General features: G+C 60.7%; 2 protein-coding genes and 1 pseudogene. 2 read left to right on the top strand and 1 reads right to left on the bottom strand.

What is annotated here, in order from left to right; all coding sequences use genetic code 11:
• Both IE188_RS16715 and IE188_RS16710 read left to right on the top strand, forming a co-directional pair.
• Positions 1 to 574: pseudogene (locus tag IE188_RS16715) on the top strand (AAA family ATPase); the annotation flags it as partial.
• 10 nt (positions 575 to 584) lie between these two features.
• Complete coding sequence (locus tag IE188_RS16710) at positions 585 to 968, top strand: metallophosphoesterase (RefSeq protein WP_191287658.1); 384 nt, start codon at positions 585 to 587, stop codon at positions 966 to 968.
• A 44-nt stretch (positions 969 to 1,012) separates the two neighbouring features.
• Here the strand turns inward: IE188_RS16710 and IE188_RS16705 are convergent.
• On the bottom strand, positions 1,013 to 1,573 hold a 561-nt coding region (locus IE188_RS16705; RefSeq protein WP_191287657.1), incomplete at its 5' end, for a DDE-type integrase/transposase/recombinase.

Raw genomic sequence — 1,573 nt, 5'->3', positions numbered from 1 at the left:
TCATCTCGCGGTGCCCACGACGATGATCGACGCCACGGGTGAGCCTGCGACCTTCTCTCTGGTAGGTTTGCAGAAGGGATGGGGGAGTGCAGGCCCCGGCAAGCTCATGCAAACCGTCCTGAGCGCGCGTCACGCGGGTCCCCTGGTCATTGTGGATGAAATCGAGAAGGCAGGTGAAATGCAGTCGAACAAGGGTGTGCGACATACGCTCACCGACGCCCTCCTGCCGCTGCTCGAACGCATGACGGCGGCCCAGTGGGAATGCCCGTTCTTTCAGATCAAGTGCGATATGTCCTGGGTCAACTGGGTGCTGACGGCAAACAGCCGGACGGGCCTGCCTGAGCCCCTGCAGAGCCGCTGTGTGGTGCTGGACCTGCCGGATTTGACGCCAGACCAGCTACGGCAGTTCGCGATCACCGAAGGCGCCCGCCGCGGCCTTCCTGACCCGGCGCTGGCCGCTCTGGTTGATGTCTTCGACGGTGGTGCGGTCTCGAACGCGCGCCTGAGCCTGCGCACCGTGGCCCGGATGCTCGACCGCGCCGAGGCGCTGGCCAAACACCCCATGTTGCATTGAGGAGCACGCCATGACCCCCCTGACCATCCCCTTCCAGCACGGCACGTTGGCGATCCTCTCGGATTTGCACCTGGACAGCTACCAGCGGCTCGCGCTGGACCCGATCAGCCTTCTGAGCTTTGAGGAAACCCTCTGGAACGCCGACGCGCTGATCCTCGCAGGCGACCTCACGAACGGCCCTGCGCGGAACTGGCCGGGCGTGTTCCAGCACTTGGCCGAGTATATCCCACCGGATCATATCTACGCCCTGCCGGGCAATCACGATTACTATAACAGCAGCCTTGATGGCGACGCTTGGTTGGCAGAGGAGGCCCGCAAGGCCGGTGCGCATTTCATTCAGAAGCGGGTCCTGCTGCATGGCGACTGTCCGTCGTCAGGGATTTTGGAACCATGAGCGGCTAAAACTAAGTGAGAGTTTGGCTCATCTGGTTTGTGTGATTATGCGGCGTGTTTGCGGTGAAGCAAGCGTCGCGTTTCGATGGTCTTCCGTTTGATCCTTTCTCGTTGTTTCAGAATGGTCTGGCCGCGCCCGAAGTAGACATCGGCCGGGGTAAGATTCTGCAGGCTCTCGTGGTAACGCCGGTGATTGTAGTGATCGACAAAGGCGTCGATCTGCCGTCGGAGATCGCCGGGCAGGTAGTAGTTCTCCAGCAGGATGCGGTTCTTGAACGTCTGGTGCCATCGCTCGATCTTGCCCTGGGTTTGCGGGTGATACGGTGCGCCACGGACGTGATCCATCTTCTGATCCTCAAGCCAATCAGCCAATTCACCAGAGATATAACTCGACCCGTTATCCGAGAGCAGGCGCGGCTTGTGCAGCACGGTTGCCTGATCGCAACCCGAAGCCTGCAGGGCCAGGTCCAGCGTGTCGGTGACGTCGCCCGACTTCATCGTCGTGCAAAGCTTCCAGGCGATGATGTAGCGGCTGAAGTCGTTGAGGATGGTGGACAGGTAGAACCAGCCCCAGCCGATCACTTTCAGATACGTGAAGTCGGTTTG

Source organism: Aliiroseovarius zhejiangensis (assembly GCF_014656375.1).
GTDB lineage: Bacteria > Pseudomonadota > Alphaproteobacteria > Rhodobacterales > Rhodobacteraceae > Aliiroseovarius > Aliiroseovarius zhejiangensis.
This window is presented reverse-complemented; position numbering and strand designations above follow the sequence as displayed.